The organism is Mumia sp. Pv4-285, from assembly GCF_041320275.1.
Lineage (GTDB): Bacteria > Actinomycetota > Actinomycetes > Propionibacteriales > Nocardioidaceae > Mumia > Mumia qirimensis.
Map to the genome: position 1 here is coordinate 1,238,057 of NZ_CP162023.1, position 15,445 is coordinate 1,253,501.

13 protein-coding genes are annotated in these 15,445 nt (G+C 71.7%); 4 read left to right on the forward strand and 9 right to left on the reverse strand.

Translation table 11 applies throughout. The annotated features are described in order from the left end of the window. Positions 1–43: 43 nt before the first annotated feature. Complete coding sequence (locus tag AB3M34_RS05970) at positions 44–715, reverse strand: M23 family metallopeptidase (RefSeq protein ID WP_370618170.1); 672 nt, start codon at positions 713–715, stop codon at positions 44–46. A gap of 20 nt (positions 716–735) precedes the next feature. Beyond that, complete coding sequence (locus tag AB3M34_RS05975; RefSeq protein ID WP_370618171.1) at positions 736–3,522, reverse strand: hypothetical protein; 2,787 nt, start codon at positions 3,520–3,522, stop codon at positions 736–738. 142 nt (positions 3,523–3,664) lie between these two features. Between AB3M34_RS05975 and AB3M34_RS05980 the strand changes: the two genes are divergently transcribed. Both AB3M34_RS05980 and AB3M34_RS05985 read left to right on the forward strand, forming a co-directional pair. Then, positions 3,665–4,507 (forward strand): ABC transporter ATP-binding protein, encoded by an 843-nt coding sequence (locus tag AB3M34_RS05980; RefSeq protein ID WP_370618172.1) that lies wholly within the window; start codon positions 3,665–3,667, stop codon positions 4,505–4,507. Then, positions 4,489–6,054, forward strand: coding sequence for a hypothetical protein (locus AB3M34_RS05985; RefSeq protein ID WP_370618173.1), 1,566 nt, complete (start codon positions 4,489–4,491; stop codon positions 6,052–6,054). The genes AB3M34_RS05980 and AB3M34_RS05985 overlap by 19 nt, the downstream gene beginning before the upstream one ends. Positions 6,055–6,095: 41 nt before the next feature. Here AB3M34_RS05985 and AB3M34_RS05990 read toward each other — a convergent pair whose 3' ends face one another. Beyond that, positions 6,096–6,506 carry an antibiotic biosynthesis monooxygenase family protein gene (locus tag AB3M34_RS05990; protein WP_370618174.1) on the reverse strand — a complete coding sequence of 137 codons (411 nt, stop codon included), beginning with the start codon at positions 6,504–6,506 and terminating at the stop codon, positions 6,096–6,098. Positions 6,507–6,516: 10 nt separating this feature from the next. Beyond that, positions 6,517–6,978: a hypothetical protein gene (locus tag AB3M34_RS05995; protein ID WP_370618175.1), complete on the reverse strand. Its 462-nt coding sequence runs from the start codon at positions 6,976–6,978 to the stop codon at positions 6,517–6,519. 47 nt (positions 6,979–7,025) lie between these two features. On the opposite strand from AB3M34_RS05995, the gene nagA reads away from it, so the two are divergent. After that, positions 7,026–8,159 (forward strand): N-acetylglucosamine-6-phosphate deacetylase, encoded by a 1,134-nt coding sequence (gene nagA / locus AB3M34_RS06000; RefSeq protein WP_370618176.1) that lies wholly within the window; start codon positions 7,026–7,028, stop codon positions 8,157–8,159. 2 nt (positions 8,160–8,161) lie between these two features. Here nagA and AB3M34_RS06005 read toward each other — a convergent pair whose 3' ends face one another. Then, a complete protein-coding gene (locus AB3M34_RS06005) occupies positions 8,162–9,409 on the reverse strand; it encodes a YibE/F family protein (protein WP_370618177.1) in 1,248 nt (415 codons plus the stop codon). Positions 9,410–9,454: 45 nt separating this feature from the next. Further along, positions 9,455–9,772 carry a 4a-hydroxytetrahydrobiopterin dehydratase gene (locus AB3M34_RS06010; RefSeq protein WP_370618178.1) on the reverse strand — a complete coding sequence of 106 codons (318 nt, stop codon included), beginning with the start codon at positions 9,770–9,772 and terminating at the stop codon, positions 9,455–9,457. Between the two features lie 31 nt (positions 9,773–9,803). Here AB3M34_RS06010 and AB3M34_RS06015 point away from each other — a divergent pair, with 31 nt between their 5' ends. Further along, complete coding sequence (locus AB3M34_RS06015) at positions 9,804–10,514, forward strand: (deoxy)nucleoside triphosphate pyrophosphohydrolase (RefSeq protein WP_370618179.1); 711 nt, start codon at positions 9,804–9,806, stop codon at positions 10,512–10,514. Between the two features lie 43 nt (positions 10,515–10,557). On the opposite strand, the gene AB3M34_RS06020 is transcribed toward AB3M34_RS06015, so the two are convergent. Genes AB3M34_RS06020 through AB3M34_RS06030 form a run of 3 tightly spaced genes read right to left on the reverse strand, consistent with a single transcriptional unit; the run spans position 10,558 to position 15,352 of the window. Next, positions 10,558–12,669, reverse strand: coding sequence for a prolyl oligopeptidase family serine peptidase (locus AB3M34_RS06020; protein WP_370618180.1), 2,112 nt, complete (start codon positions 12,667–12,669; stop codon positions 10,558–10,560). Between the two features lie 23 nt (positions 12,670–12,692). Next, positions 12,693–13,856: a zinc-binding dehydrogenase gene (locus tag AB3M34_RS06025; protein WP_370618181.1), complete on the reverse strand. Its 1,164-nt coding sequence runs from the start codon at positions 13,854–13,856 to the stop codon at positions 12,693–12,695. Then, entirely contained in the window at positions 13,853–15,352 is a 1,500-nt protein-coding gene (locus tag AB3M34_RS06030) for a flavin-containing monooxygenase (protein ID WP_370618182.1), read from the reverse strand. Before AB3M34_RS06030 ends, AB3M34_RS06025 begins: the two co-directional genes overlap by 4 nt. Between the last annotated feature and the right edge of the window lie 93 nt (positions 15,353–15,445).

Here is a 15,445-nt window from a genome sequence, read left to right on the forward strand (position 1 = left end):
CCGGATGCCACGGGGCGGGGTCACGAGACCCCGCCCTGTGGTGTCACACCTGGCCGCCCAGCGGCTCGACGACCGCACCCTCGGCCGGGATGCCCTCGTCGACGATCGCGCGAGCCCCGCGCCGAGGATCCTCCCGATAGCGGCGGAAGACCACCGGCACGCCTCGCGCGACCGCGTAGTCCATGCTGTCGGTCACGTGCACATGGACGTGCGGCTGCGTCGAGTTGCCGGAGTTTCCGCAGTCGGCGACCTGTTGCCCCGACGCGACCGTGTCGCCGACCGCAACCTGCAGAGACCCCCGCCGCAGGTGGGCGACGGTCACGAACGCGTCGCCGTACGCGATCGTGACGTGGTTCCCCGCGAGCGCGGAGATGCCGTCGCGTGCGCGCGACGCCTGGCCGAGGGCGTACGGGACGAGAGCGAGCTGCGAACGCCTCGCCTCGTGGTCGACCTCCCCGTCGTGCACCGCGACGACCCTGCCCGCGCACGGCGCGAGGATCGGGCGCCCGTAGGCGAAGAAGCGCTCGGGCGGCTCGGTCGCGAGAAAGGTGCGCCAGTCTCGGACAGGAGCCGTGCGCCGGCCGTGGTCGACGCCGACGAAGTCGATCGCGTACCGGGAGCCGAAGCGGTCGGTGCCGTGGCTCGGGACGCGGCGGGCCGGACTGTTCTGCACCAGCCACCGGCCCGTGAACGGCAGGTCGAGCACGCACGTCATCGCCCTAGGTCCCGCGGCCGTCACATCTCGTGGTCGCGCCGGCGACGCCGACCGGTCACCAGGAGGGCGGCGCCGCCGATCAGCAGTGCCGCGGCCACGACGACCGCCGACAGCGCGACGGTCGTACCGGTGCCTGGGAGGTTGTCTCCGGCGCCACCGGTGCCTGCGTCGTCGGAGGCGCCACCGCCGTTACCACCGCCGTCCGTACCGCCGCCGTTGGTGGGCGTCGGGGTCGGTGCGGTCGTGGACGGGGTGGTCGGTGGTGTCGTCGGAGGCGACGTCGCCGTCGTGACCGGTGTGGTCGGCGGTGTCGGGCCGGAGGAGAACGTGTTCGTGATCGTGCAGGTGGCCTCGTCGCCGTCCTCGAGGGTGATCGTGTCCCCCTCGAGGACTCCGTCGCCCTCGCACGACCACGGACCGGCCTCGTACCCGTCTGGCCCGTCGGACTCCGCCAGCTCATACGTCCCCGCCGTCAGGGAAGCGCGTGTGACGTCGTTGTCGCCGGTCGTCCCGCTCACGGTCCGGGGGCCGGTCGCGGACAGTGTCCAGTCGGTGGCGGTCGCCGTTCCACCGTCGACCGCCTTGACGAGCGTGAGGATCGGTCCTGTCCACAGGTTCGTCGCGGTGCACGTGACCTCGGACTCGGCCGGCACGGTCACCACCGCGCCCGACACGTCGGCGCCAGTGCACTCCCACCCGTCGAGCAGGTAGCCGTCCGGCCCGTCCGACTCCGCGAGCGTGTAGTCGCCCGGAGGGACCGGAACGCGGGTGACGTCGTCGTCCGCGCTCTGCCCGCTCACCATGGTCCCGCCAGTCTCCGGTCCACCGGTCGCCGACAGCATCCATTCCTGCGGTGCGGCGTCCTCGGGATCGACCACCTTGACCAGGGTGAGGAAGGACCCGACCCACTGGTTGTCGACGGTGCAGGTCACGTCGTCTCCGGCCGCCAGCGTGAGGGCGCTTCCCTCCAGGGATCCACCGGTGCAGGACCAGCCGTCGGACGAGTACCCGGGCGGGCCGCCGCTCTCGGAGAGGTCGTACGTCCCCGGCGCCACCGGCACACCCGTCACCTCGTCCGAACCTGAGACACCCGAGTGCGTCGTCGCTCCGGCCGCCGTCAGAGTCCAGTCGGTCGGTTCGGCACTTCCGCCCTCACCGTTGTCGAGGTCCTTCTCGAGGGTGAGGCTCGCTCCCTGCCAGGTGTTCGTGACGGTGCAGACGACGTCATCGGACGGCGAGACCAGCGTGACGACACCACCCACGACCGTACGAGGAACTCCGTTCGCCGTACAGGACCAAGGGCTCGCGGAGTACAGCTCCGGCGTCGGCCCCGACTCACTGAGCGCGTAGGGCCCGACCGGGACCGTCACGTGGCTGACGTCGTTGCTCCCGCTCGGACCACTGATCACGGTGCCGCCGGGCGCCTGGGCCGTGAGGGTCCACGCCTCGGCCGGGTCGGGACCGCCGACGACCTCCTTGATCAAGGTGAGGTGCGGTGGGACCCACGTGTTCGTCGCGGTGCACGTGACGTCCCCGCCGGCGGCCACGGTGACCGTCGTGCCGGTGAGCGCGCTCGCGGGGACGCACGCCCAGCCGGTGAGGTCGTACCCGCTCGGACCGTCTGCCTCGGCAAGGGCGTACTGACCTGCAGGGAGACCGCCCGTGACACCGTCGGTGCCGGCGAGGGCTGCGCCGTCGCCGGTCGCGCTGAGCGTCCACGACGCCGGTGGCGCGCTGCCGCCGACGACGTCCTTGAGGAGGGTGAGCTGCCCACCTGCCCAGGTGTTCGTGATGGTGCAGGTCATGTCGTCGTCCGCGTCGATGTTGACCGAGCCGCCGGAGACCGGCACCGGATCGCCGCTGGTCTCGCAGAACCAGTCACCGGCCTCGTAGCCACTCGACCCACCGGACTCTGCGAGAGCGAAGACTCCGGGCTCGACGGCGACGTGGGAGACAGCGTCGCTGCCGCTCGTGCCGGACAGCTGCTGACCCGGTCCTTCCGCGACCAGCGTCCAGTCCGACGGCTGGGCCGTGCCTCCGCCGGCGTTCACGACCTCCTTCACGAGAGTCAGGTGGGGCAGGTCCGCCGAGTTGGTGATCGTGCAGACGACCGCCTGGTCCAGCCCGATGGTGATCTGGCCGTTCGTCACCGGCAAGGGGACGGTCTCGCCCGTGACAGAGGTCTCCGTACAGGCCCAGGGCCCGGCGTCATAACCGTCCGGTCCGGTCTCGGAGAGGGAGTAGGTGCCGATGCGGACCTTCTGGTTGGTGACGGCCGCCGAGCCGCCCGGTCCGGTGACGTTGGTCGGGCCTTGGGCCGTGAGCTGGAAGTCGCCCGGCACCGCTGAGCCCCCGTTGACGACCTTGACCAGGGAGAGAGTGGGCTCGATCGCCTCGTTGTCGACCGTGCAGGTGAGGTTGCCGCCCGGCGGGACCGTGATCGTCGGTGACGGGTCGGTGGACTCGAAGCCGTCGGTGCAGCTCCAGTCCTGGAACCGGTAGCCGTCCACGCCGCCGCTCTCGGAGATCACGTAGTCGCCGTCGGGCACGGTCCGGCTCTGGAAGCCGTTGAGACCGTCGCCGGAGAGCTCCTCGCCCGTCGCGACGTGCCTGGCGTGCATCTCCCACAGCTCTCGGCGCCCCTCGCTCGCTCCGCTGTCGAGGTTCTCGATCCGCTTGTAGAGCGAGAGTGTCCCGGGCTCCTGACCCTGTGCCGGAGTGCCCATCGACACGGGGACCGCCGCGAGCGCGACGGCGGCGACGAGCGCCAGCCACTTCCGAGAACGGCGACCCGCGACGAGCGGCATCCGGTACCCCCTACCGATGCGTCCGGCCCGGGGTGGCCGCACCCGTCGAACCTAACAAATCGGACTGGCGAATGCCGACCGCATGCCTGACACCGGAGCCGCATAACGTGGGACTCACCGACCCCCTCGAGGAGCTGATCGATTGTCCACCCCGGACGTTCCCCGCGCCCACTCCGGCCCCCTCTCGCCGACCTACGCCCCGCCCCCCACGACAGACTCGCCGCTCGACCCCGCTGCGGCGCTGTCCCTGCGCAATCTCAGCAAGTCGTTCGGCGACAAGCTGGCCGTCGGCAGCGTGAACCTGGACATCCCAGCGGGCTCGTTCTACGGGATCGTCGGCCCCAACGGAGCGGGCAAGACGACCACTCTCTCGATGGCGACGGGACTTCTCCGGCCCGACCTCGGTCGCGTCTCGGTGCACGGCGTCGACGTCTGGCGAGAGCCCGACGCCGCCAAGCGCCAGCTCGGGGTGCTCCCTGACGGGCTCCGGCTCTTCGACCGCCTCACCGGCGCCCAGCTCATCGCCTACGCCGGCGAGCTGCGCGGCCTCGACCGCGAGACCGTCCGTTCGCGCACCCACGACCTGCTGCGGGCCCTCGACCTCGCGAACGACGCCGACACCCTCGTCGTCGACTACTCGGCCGGCATGACCAAGAAGGTCGCGCTCGCGTCGGCACTCGTCCACGCACCTCGGGTGATCGTGCTCGACGAGCCGTTCGAGTCGGTCGACCCCGTCTCCGCGGCCGGCATCCGCGACCTGCTCACCGACTTCGTCGCGAGCGGCGGCACGGTCGTCGTGTCGTCCCACGTCATGGACCTCGTCCAGCGCATGTGCAGCCACGTCGCGGTCGTTGCCCGTGGAGTGCTGCTCGCGTCCGGCACGGTCGACGCGGTCCGGGCGGGCGAGTCGCTGGAAGACCGCTTCGTCCAGCTGGTCGGCGGGCGGCAGGCGACGGAAGGACTCTCGTGGTTGCGGTCCTCCTGAGGCTCAAGGTCACGCTGCTCCTCAACGGGTTCCGCCGGTCGGTGTGGCAGACCATCGGGTTCGTGCTGGCCGCGCTGTACGCGTTGTCGGTCGTGGTGATGCTCGGGGCCGCATCCGTGGGGTTGTCCTTCCTCCCCGAGGGCGAGGCCCGTGCGTGGCAGGTCTTCGGCGGCTCGCTCGTGGTGCTCGGCTGGTGGTTGCTGCCGCTGCTCGCCTACGGTCTCGACGCGACGCTCGACCCTCGCCGGTTCCAGCCGTACGGCATCCCGCGTCGTGAGCTCCTGGTCGGCCTCGCGCTGGCTGGCCTGGTCGGAGTTCCCGGCATCGCCACGCTGCTGTCGGGTCTGGCGACCGGGTTGACCTGGTGGGACACGCCGCTCGCGCTCCTCGGTGCAGGCGTCGGAGCCGTCCTCGGCGTGGCCGTGTGCGCCGTGGGGTCACGCACCCTCGCCGCCGTCGTGGCACCGCTGCTCGACTGGCGCCGGTTCCGGGAGATCGCCGTCGTGGTGGTCGTCGTCCCGGTCATCATGCTCGCACCGCTGCTCAGTCGCCTCGTCGACGAAGCGTCGGGCTCCGACGACTGGCTTCCGCAGGTCGCCGACGTGCTCGCGTGGACTCCGCTCGGCGCTCCGTGGTCCATCGCGGGCGACGTCGCCGCCGGCGACTGGCTGCTTGTGCTGGCGCGCATCGCCCTGACGCTCGGTTCGCTCGCGCTGATGCTCGTCGCGTGGGGCGCCTCACTCGCCAGGACGCTCGAGCGTCCACCGTCACGGGGCCCGGTCGCGCAGGCGCGTGGGTTCGGTTGGTTCGACCGGCTGCCGGCCACTGGCGCCGGTGCCGTGGCCGCACGCTGCCTCACCTACTGGCAGCGGGATCCTCGGTACGCCGGCTCGATCGCGTTCGTGCCGTTCATCCCGGTGCCCTTCATCGTCTTCGGAGGCCTCGACGGCAATACGAGCCTCCTCTGGCTGGGGCCGATCGTCGCCTACATCATGGGCTTCGCGATCTCGGCAGACCTCGCGTACGACTACACGGCGTTCTGGCTGCACATCGTCTCGGGCGTGCGCGGTGTCGCCGACCGGGCAGGCCGTGTGATCGCACTCTTCGTCATCGCGGTGCCGATCGTGGTGCTGCTCGCGATCGGCGGAGTGTGGGCGGTGGGGCAGTGGGACATGCTGCTCCCGGTCCTCGGTGCGTCGCTCGGCGTGCTTCTCGTGTCCACAGGCGCCTCGTCGGTGCTGTCGGCGACCTATCTGTATCCCGTCCAGAAGCCGGGCGAAGGCATCTTCTCGCAGCCGCAGGGCGGCACGACAGCGATCCTGATCGGTCAGACGCTCGGCATCGTGGTCGTCGCCGTGCTCTCCGCACCGACCCTCGTCGTCTTCGTGGTCTCGCTCGCGACGGGCTCGACCTGGGCGGCCATCCTCACTGCGGTGGTGGGCCTGGTGTCCGGTGCCGTCGCACTGGTGGTCGGCGTCCGCAAGGGCGGCGCGATCCTCGATCGTCGTGCTCCGGACCTCCTGCAGCGGATGGCTGCCTGGAGCTAGCCGGGCGTCCGCGCACGCACGACGCGCGGACGCCCCGACGGTCAGCTGCCGCCCGCCACCTCGTACGACCAGAGCTCGGCCGAGACGCTGACCGGCTTGTCGCCGTGGCCTGCGTGCACACCCCCGTGTCCGTGGGCGGCGTGCTCGCCGCCGTGCCCGTGGCCGGCCTCGCCGCCGTGCCCGTGGCCGCCATGACCTGCGTGCTCACCGGCCGGGGTGCCACGGTGGCCGTGCGCGAACGCCGGCGACGACTTCCACGCCTCGAAGGCCTCCTCGTCACGCCACCGCGTGATGACGAGCCAGACGTTCCGGTCGTCCGTCGGCTTGAGAAGCTCGAAGCCCTCGAATCCGTCGGTGTCGTCGACCGCGCCGGCACGGGCCGCGAATCGCTTGGCCAGCTCGTCGCCGGAGTCTGCAGGGACGGTGATCGCGTTGATCTTGATGACGCTCATGCGTCCGATGCTAGGCGGTCGCTCCCGCTGCACGGGGATCGTGGCTCGGATCCAGGAGCCGGACTCCGGTACGCACGAGCATCACGGCCAGGACCACGGCGACCACGGCGACCCCGGACCACACCAGGCCGCTCGCGGTGCTGCCGATCGCGTCGTCGAAGAGCGGGGTCAGGCTCAGCAGGGCGTATCCGGTCGCTACGGCGAGCAACGGGACGAAGACCAGCGCGAGGGCTCCGCCGATCGCCCGGCCGTATCCCATGCCCGACGACCGACCGATCACCAGCCCGGCGACGATGCCGGTGACCACGAGCTCGAGGATCGGGACGGCGAGGAAGACGATGTGGTCGCCGCGCTGGATGTCGTCGTTCATGAAGTACGCGAGCATCCACGCCATCGGGAGCGCGAAGAGCAGCACGACGAGTGACGCGATGAGGGGACCCGCGACGCGGGCTACGTGCTGCGGTGTGCTCATGCGCTCGATGCTAGGTGGCACGGCGCACGCACTCTAGGCTGGTCCCCGTGACCCGCGAGCCGACGACCTTGCCCGAGCACATCGACGCCGACCGTGTCGTCGTCCCAGGCGGTGTCATCCCGAACGGTTGGGTCGAGCACCGCGAAGGCGTCGTCACGGCAGTCGGCCAGAACGACGGCGCGGTCGCGGACGCGTACCGGTGGGTCTTTCCGGGGTTCGTCGACGTCCACTGCCACGGCGGCGGGGGAGCGTCGTTCGACGGCGGGCTCGACGAGGCGCGGACCGCCGCCCGGGTCCATGCCGCCCACGGCACGACCTCGATGCTCGCGAGCCTGGTCTCGGCGCCGGTCGCGGTGCTCGCCGAACAGGTCCGCGGCCTGGCCGGAGCGATCCGCGCCGGTGAGCTGGGGCCCGTACGCGGCATCCACCTGGAGGGTCCGTTCCTCTCGCCGAAGCACCGGGGCGCTCACGACCCCGACGCGCTCACCGCCCCGACCGAGGAGGCGGTGGCAACCCTCCTCGAGGCCGGCGGCGGTCTGGTCCGCATGGTGACGATCGCGCCCGAGCTGCACGGGGGGATGGCGGCGATCGAACAGCTCGTCGAAGCCGGCGTGGTGGCCGCGGTCGGGCACACGGACGCTGATCATGCGCTCGCGGCGGAGGCATTCGCGCACGGAGCCACGATGCTCACCCACGCCTCGAACGCGATGCTCCCCATCCACCACCGCGCGCCCGGGCCCATCGTCGCCGCGCTCGAGTCCCCTGAGGTCCGCCTCGAGGTCATCCTCGACGGGGTGCACCTGCACGACGCCTGGGCCCGGCGGCTCCTGGTGGACGCGGGTTCGCGCAGCGTCCTGGTCACGGACGCGATGGCTGCCGCGGCGGCCAGCGACGGGGCGTACACGCTGGGCGGTCTCGCGGTCGAGGTCACCGGCGGCACCGCGCGGCTCGCCGACAGCGGCGCGATCGCGGGCAGCACGTTGACGATGGATGCCGCGGTACGCCGCGCGCTCGGCGTCCTCGGGCTCGATCCGGTCGCGGTCGCCCACGCCGCCTCGGCCGCACCGGCATCGGCGGTGGGGTTCGAGGGAGGATCGATCACCGCTGGCGCGCCGGCCCAGCTCGTGGCGCTCGACGCCGCGTACGAGGTGGTCGCGGTGCTGCCCGCCCCCACCTCCTGACCTCACACGAGCTGAGGGTCCTGCCCCTCGTTCGGTACGCCGTCGGCGTAGGCCGCGGCGTGGTCCGACGGTGCGGGGGCGAGGGCGACCGCGATCGCGGTGGTCGCGGGGACGGCGAGGACGAGCCCGATCAGCCCGACGAGGGTGCGTGCGATCTCTGCACCGACCTGCTCCGTCCCGGCGATCTCCAGCAGCGAGCGGTCGTACGCGGTGACGAGCAGGAGCACCGTGGTCGCCGTGCCCGCGTACGCGAAGACCAGCGTGTAGACGCTCGACGCGATGTGGTCGCGTCCGATCCGCATCGCCGACGTGAAGGTGCTCCGCCGGCTCGCCGCGGGCTGAGCGGCGCGCAGCTCCCACACCGCACTCGCCTGGGTCACCGTGACGTCGTTGAGGACACCCAGCCCGGCGATCACCATCGAGGCCGTCACGACACCGGACAGGGTGATCTGGTCGGCGATCGCCATCAGGATCTGGTCGTCCTCGGAGGAGATCCCGGTGAGGTGGGTCCAGTCCGTCGTGAGCCATCCGAGGACGGCCGTCAGCGCGATCCCGATGAAGGTGCCGAACAGCGCGGACGTCGTCCTGATCGAGACGCCGTGGACGAGGTAGAGGACCACGAGCATGATCGCGCTCGAGCCGACGACGGCGACGACGAGGGGATTCTCGCCGGCGAGCAGCGCAGGGAGGATGAACACGACGATCGCCCCGACGGTCGCGACGACACCGCCGATCGCGAGCAGACCACGCCACCGCGCGACGGCGACGATGACGACGGCGCACGCGAGCGCGAGCCAGGCGAGGGGCATGCCGCGGTCGAAGTCGAGGAACTCGTACGACGCGGTCTCCGCTCCCTCGGGCTTGATGCGGATCACGTCGACGGCGTCGCCGACCTCGACACCCGCACGGAACACGGCCGGCTGCACGGTGACGCTCGCTGACTCGTCGTCGGCCGTCCGCACCAGCAGCTCGCCGCAGTCTCCCTGGACCGCGGGGAGGCCGTCCGGACCGACGGCACCGCCGCCGCAGTCGACGGCACGGACGTCGGTGACCGTGCCGGACACGATCGAGACGCCCTGGGTGCCGTACGGGTTGGGGGCCTTCGCGACGTCGTCTGCATCGGGCCACAGGACCCACACGCCGATCGCGAGCGTGATCGCGATCAGGCCGACGACCACCGCGAGGACGGCTGCGAGACCGCGACGGCCGTGATCTTCGCTGCCGGAGAGGTGGCTGTGCGGGTGGGTCACGCGCACCAGCCTGTCATGCCCCTCGAGCCTCGGCGTACGGGCCGGTCAGTCGTCTTCGGTGCCCGCTGCCACCTCGTCGATGGTGGCCGCCATCGCGAAGTCCTTGGCGGTGAGCCCGCCGGCAGAGTGGGTCGAGAGCGCGAACGTCAGGTCGCGCCACCGGATCGTGATGTCGGGGTGGTGGCCGGCGGTCTCGGCGGCGGCCGCGACGGCGTCGACGAGACCGATGCCGTCGAGATAGCTTGACGCGCGGACCGAACGGACGATCGTGCCGCCGTCGCGGACCCAGCCGGGCCGGGTTTCCAGCGCCTTCGCGATCTCCGCCTCGGACAGAAGGGCGTCGGAGTGCTCGGATGCGTTCATCTTTCGACCGTACGCGCTAACGTCGCCGTTTGTGGACCACGAGCGCGACGATCCGACGCCAGGCCCGCGCACTGTCGTGGGGGTCGCGCTCCTGCGGGCGGGCCGCGTGCTGGCCGCACGGCGTACGGCGCCGGCGGCAGCGGCGGGCGGATGGGAGTTCCCCGGCGGCAAGGTCGAGCCAGGCGAGTCCGAGGCCGAGGCAGCGCGTCGCGAGGTCGTCGAGGAGCTCGGGTGCGAGGTCGTCGTCGGGCACCGCCTCGACGGTGAGGTGCCCGTAGGCGCTTTCGTGCTGAGGGTCCACGTCGGCGAGATCGTCGCCGGAGAACCCGTGGCGACCGAGCACGACCAGCTGATGTGGCTCGGGCCGGAGGAGCTCGATGCCGTCCCGTGGCTGCCGGCGGATCGACCGTTCCTCCCTCAGGTGGCCGACCTGCTCCGGCGGCGACCGGACGGTGACGACCCGGTGGAGGCGCACTTCGACGAGGGGGAGGACGCCGAGGCGGTTCTGGCGACCCTCCACGGCGAGGGGTACGAGGCCTACCTCGGCCGCGAGGGGTTCGCCGGCGAGGACGACAGCGAGGACCGCGCGTGGCTCGTACGGGTCGAGGATGCTGCGGCAGCCGAGCGGCTGGAAGCGCTCGTCGCGGAGGTGGACCTCGCCTGGATCGTCGACCCCGTCGTCGCACCGGCCGTGCCCCCGCCGCCTCTCCCGTCGGGCCCGAAACGCCTCAAGCGCGAGTGAGGCGACCCGGGCGGCCGCGGTCGGGCCCGTCGCCGCCGAGTCGCTAGGCGCGGAGGGCGCGGCGCAGGAAGTCGAGCTGGAGCTGCGCGAGGTTCTCTGCCACCACTTCCTGCGGCGTCATGTGGGTGACGCCGGTCAGCGGGAGCACCGCGTGCGGCTTGCCGGCCGCGAGCAGCGCCGACGAGAGCCGCAGCGTGTGCGCGACCACGACGTTGTCGTCGACCATGCCGTGGACGATCATCAGCGGCGGAAGGTCGCCGATCTCGTCGAGCCCGTTCAGCAGCGAGTTGGCGTCGTACACCTCGGGCTGCTCGTCCGGGTGCCCGAGATAGCGCTCGGTGTAGAAGGTGTCGTAGAGCCGCCACTCGGTCACGGGCGCTCCCGCCACCGCCGCGTGGAAGACGTCGGGGCGGCGCAGGACGGCCAGCGCGGACAGGTAGCCGCCGTACGACCAGCCCATGATGCCGACGCGCTCCGGGTCGACGTCGGAGCCGTACTTGGCGACCACCGCCTCGAGGGCCGTCACCTGGTCGTCGAGCGTGACGCCGGCGAAGTCGTCGCGGATCGCCCGGTCCCACGCGCGCCCTCGACCGGGAGTGCCGCGGCCGTCCGCGACGACGACGCAGAAGCCCTGGTCGGCGATCCACTGCGGCTCGAGGAACGCCTTGGCGGAGTGCAGGACGCGCTGCGCGTGCGGACCGCCGTACGGGTGCATGACGATCGGCAGCCTCGCGGCGTGTCCGTGCTCGTGCGACCGCGGGAACAGCACGGCCGTACGGATCCCGTCGTCGCCGGCCTCCAGGTAGCGGACCTCGGGCTGGAAGCCGGGATCGAGCGGGTTCGACGCGATAGTGCCGACGGTGGTGCCGTTGCGCAGGACGGTGGTCGTCGGGAACGGCGACGCGAGGGAGGCACGGATGCGTACGGCGGTGCCTCCGCGCTCGGTGCCTGACCACACGCCGGGGCCGTCGGTGAGCGGAACGGCCTCGCCGTCCCACCCGATCGCGAACACGTGGATCTCGCGCGGCTCCTCGGACGCCGTCACGATCGCGCCGTCCGCGCCGAGCGAGACGACCCGACGGATCTGGAGGCCTTTCGGCGAGACCGGTGCGCCGTCGACGAACAGCGTCGCGGTGTCGTCCTGATGCTCGATCGTCACCAGGCCGCCACCGGGGGCGTACGCCGGGACACCCGGCATGAGGTCGACCCAGACGTCGTCGCTCTGGGCCCTTACGAGGGTCGTCTCGCCGGTCTCGACCTCCACGGCGAGGACCGCGGCGTGCCGCTGGTCGCGCGACATGACCTGGACGAGCGGGTCTCCGTGCGGCGTCCAGGAGACGCGGGTGAGGTACGGGAAGGTGTCGTGGTCCCACGCGATCTCGGTCCGGGTGCCGTCCAGGTGCACGAGCCACAGCGACACGTCGGCGTCAGCGGTGCCGGCGGCCGGGTAGCGGTGCTCGACCGGCGAGCGGGACGGGTCGGCGGGGTCGGCGACGAACCAGGTCGCCACCGGCGACTCGTCGTAGCGCTCGACCAGCAGCGACTCGCCGTCGGGCGCCCACCAGTAGCCGCGGTGGCGCTCCATCTCCTCGGCGGCGACGAACTCGGCAAGGCCCCACGCGACGTTCTCGCCGTCGGGCTCGGCGACCGGGTAGTCGAGCGTGCCGTCCACGCCGATCACGCGCAGGGCGCCGTCGGCCACGTACGCGACGCGCCGTCCGGTCGGGTCGACGCGGGGGTCGATCGCGGCACCGGCGGTCGGCAGGGCGGCCGTCTCGCCGGTGTCCGTCCGGCACACCCAGACCTTGCCCGACAGGGCGAACGCGGCCAGCGTGCAGGCCTCGTCCATCGCGTACGCGACGACGCCCGCAGCGGACTCCCTGCTGCGCTCACGGCGGGCACGCTCCTCGGCGGAGAGCTTCTCGCCACCGTCCCCGAGCAGCGCCGCAGCATCGGCGAGGCAGGTCTCCTCGCCGGTCTCCGCGTCGTACGCCCACAGCGACCCTGTGCGGGTTGAGCCGTCCGGCGTACGGACGAAGAACACCCGGGACCCGTCGGGGCTCACGGTCAGGTCACGCGGGACACCCAGGGTGAACCGCAGCGACCGGGCCTGCAGACGGGGGTACGAGGTGGTCTCGTCAGCGGTGCTCGACATGCGTCCGAGCGTATCCGGAGGGGTCAGACCTCCACGACGTCGCTGCGCGGGTCGATCAGGATCTTGGCGTGGCGGTCGGCCGACGCGAGGGCGGCGAAAGCTCCTTCGACACCGTCGAGCCCGACGACTCCTGTGACCAGCGGAGTCGGGTCGACCGATCCGGAGGCGATCATCTGCAGCGTCTCGTAGAACTCGTCCGGCCCGTACGCGAACACGAACCGCAGGTCGATCTCCTTGTTGATCGCCATCGACGGCCGGAACGTGTCCGGCTGCATGCAGACGCCGACCACGACGACCCGCGACAGCAGCGGCGCGTTGCTGATGACGTCCTCGATCATGCCGGGCACGCCGACGCACTCGAAGACCACCGGCCCCCGTGGACCGGCACCCGCCTTCTGGGCGGCACGCATCACGCGAGCCCACGGCAGCCCCGGCACGCGGCGCAGCGTACGGACGGTTCCGAGGGCCAGCTCGAACAGGCCGGTCGCGGTCCGGACGTGACCCCGGCGCTCGCCGTACGCCGTCCACGGCGAGGCGAGGGTCGGGTCGACGACCACGTCGGCGCCGCACTTCACGGCGAGGTCGCGACGAGTCGCAGAGAGGTCGCTGGCGACGACCGTGCGGACGCCGCGCGCCTTCAGCATGAGGATCACCGCGAGCCCGATCGGACCGCACCCGATCACGACCGCGACCTCGCGCCGGCCGATCTCGCTGCGACGGACGGCGTGGTGCGCGACCGCCATCGGCTCGGTGGTGGCGGCGAGGTCGTCGCTCAGGCCGTCGGGCACGGGGAACGTGAGCTCCTCGGCCACCAGCATCTGCTCGGCGTACCCGCCCGGTGCTCGCTCGGAGAGCCCGGACAGGTGGATGCCGTCCGGCTGGCGGAGCATCGGCAGCGCGACCACGCGGGTGCCGATCGGCCAGCGCTTGCGGCACCCGGGACCGTACGAGGCGATGGTGCCGGTGAACTCGTGGCCCATCACGACCGTGTCGGTGTGGCGCATGAACGCGTCGTAGCCGATCTCGGCGGCACCGTCGGCCGTGACGTCGCTGCAGGTCCGGGCATGCAGGTCGGACCCGCAGATCCCGCAGCGCGTGACGTCGATGAGGATCTGTCCCTTGTCCGGCACAAGATCGGGGACGGTCTCGACGGCGAGCCTGCCCTCGTGGCAGGTGACCGCCTTCATGCCGACGTCCTCGTGGCCGACGCCGTCGCCGTGACGGTGCTCGTGGGCGCCGTGGTCCAGACGAGACCCTTGTCGAGGTCAGCGCGGTTGGTCTGCCACGAGTCGACGACGACGTTCTGCGCCATCGCCCACGGGTACTGGCGGGTCGCCCGCGGCAGGAGGTCGGCCGAGCGCCGGAGGTAGCCCGACTGCATGTCCATCAGCGGCCGTGACGCCGGTGCGCCGTCCAGGGTCGGCGTGACCGTGCCCGTCGGGACCTGGGTGACCCGGTCGATGATCCGCGCGACGAGACGGGCCGTCATGTCCGACCGCATCGTCCAGGACAGGTTGATGTAGCCGACGCAGAACGCGAAGTTCGGGACGCCGCTCAGCATGCAGGCGCGGTACGCGACGGTGTCGCGGAGGTCGACCGGCGCGCCGTCGACACTGATCGTGGCCCCGCCGAGCAGCTGGAGCGACAGGCCGGTCGCCGTGATCACCACGTCGGCCTCGAGGACGTCGCCGGACTCGAGCAGGATCCCGTTGTCGACGAACCGGTCGATCCGGTCGGTGACGACGGAGGCGCGGCCCGTGCGGATCGCCTCGAACAGGTCGCCTCCGGGGGAGATGCACAGCCGCTGGTCCCACGGCTTGTACGGCGGGCTGAAGTGCGCATCGGCGACGGCCTGCGACCCGGTGGCGCTCGCGGCGCCCTTGTGGAAGAGGCCCGCCATCGTGCCGGGGAGGCGGCGGCATGCCTGGTAGAACGCCCACTGCAGAGCCGTGTTCTTGGTGCGCACCGCGAGGTGGCCGGCCTTCGCTGGGAGCACCGACCGGACCGCGTTGCCGATCGCGTCCTGCCTCGGCTGCGCCACCACGTACGTCGGGGTGCGCTGCAGCATCGTGACGTGACCGGCCTGCTCGGCGACCGCCGGGACGATCGTCACCGCTGTCGCACCGCTGCCGATGACGACGACCTTCTTTCCGGCGTAGTCCAGGTCCTCGGGCCAGAACTGAGGGTGCACCAGCCGGCCCGCGAAGTCCTCGATACCCGCGAAGCCGGGGTCGTACGGAGCGGCGTAGTCGTAGTAGCCGCTGCAGAACGACACGAACCGCGCCTCGTACGTCTCCTCGTGCTGGTCGTCGCCCGTGACGACGCGGACGGTCCAGCGCGCCTTCTCGGACGACCAGTCGGCACTCACGACCCGCGTGGAGAACCGGATGTGCCGGTCGATGCCGAACTCGCGGGCGGTGTCCACAAGGTAGGTGCGGATGCTGTCGCCGTCGACGATCGCGTCCTTCCCCCGCCAAGGACGAAAGGGGAAGGAGAGGGTGAAGATGTCGGAGTCCGAGCGGACACCGGGATAGCGGAAGAGGTCCCAGGTGCCGCCGATCGCGGCCCGCGCCTCGACGATCTCGTAGCTGAGGTCGGAGCGACGCTCCTGGAGGCGGTACGCCGCCCCGATCCCCGACAGTCCTGCGCCCACGATGAGCACGTCGACGGTGCGGTCGGCCATGGGGCCTCCTTCGCTGGTCTCGGTCATGCCGGCAGACGGGGTCCGCCGTGTTCGATTGTGACGCGGACCACTCGCGAATACTTGACTCTCGAC

Bases quoted from the DNA above. Each gene is read 5' to 3' on its own strand.
- AB3M34_RS05990 (WP_370618174.1), bottom strand. From the start codon at position 6,506: ATGAGCGTCATCAAGATCAACGCGATCACCGTCCCTGCAGACTCCGGC.
- AB3M34_RS06025 (WP_370618181.1), bottom strand. From the start codon at position 13,856: ATGAAGGCGGTCACCTGCCACGAGGGCAGGCTCGCCGTCGAGACCGTC.
- AB3M34_RS06020 (WP_370618180.1), bottom strand. From the start codon at position 12,669: ATGTCGAGCACCGCTGACGAGACCACCTCGTACCCCCGTCTGCAGGCC.
- AB3M34_RS05995 (WP_370618175.1), bottom strand. From the start codon at position 6,978: ATGAGCACACCGCAGCACGTAGCCCGCGTCGCGGGTCCCCTCATCGCG.
- AB3M34_RS05970 (WP_370618170.1), bottom strand. From the start codon at position 715: ATGACGTGCGTGCTCGACCTGCCGTTCACGGGCCGGTGGCTGGTGCAG.
- AB3M34_RS05975 (WP_370618171.1), bottom strand. From the start codon at position 3,522: ATGCCGCTCGTCGCGGGTCGCCGTTCTCGGAAGTGGCTGGCGCTCGTC.
- AB3M34_RS06030 (WP_370618182.1), bottom strand. From the start codon at position 15,352: ATGGCCGACCGCACCGTCGACGTGCTCATCGTGGGCGCAGGACTGTCG.
- AB3M34_RS06010 (WP_370618178.1), bottom strand. From the start codon at position 9,772: ATGAACGCATCCGAGCACTCCGACGCCCTTCTGTCCGAGGCGGAGATC.